Genomic DNA, 229 nt, shown 5'->3' with positions numbered 1-229 from the left:
AGCAGGATGATGGCGAAGTCATGGGTGCTCTCCGCGACCAGGCGCATGCGCTCCTCACCTTGGCGCAAGCGTTCTTCGGCTGCGCGGCTTTTGGTGATATCAATGAACGTCAGCACGGTGCCATCGACATTCTGCTCGCTGGCCCGGTACGGTAGCAGGCGCGCCAGGTACCAATGCTGGTCCTGGCCGATCACTTCACGCTCGATCGTGGTTTCGCGCTCGATCACCG

At 61.6% G+C, this 229-nt stretch carries 1 protein-coding gene; it reads right to left on the bottom strand.

Annotated features, from left to right (window positions below; all coding sequences use genetic code 11):
• Positions 1-229, bottom strand: a 229-nt coding sequence (locus AC6UD2_RS06935; RefSeq protein WP_500698455.1) for a PAS domain-containing protein, incomplete at both ends; no start/stop codon positions are given.

The sequence above is a fragment of the Fructilactobacillus sp. X2R5C2 genome (assembly GCF_059901375.1).
Note: the sequence above shows the minus strand (reverse complement) of the source record. Positions and strands in the feature narration are given on the sequence as shown.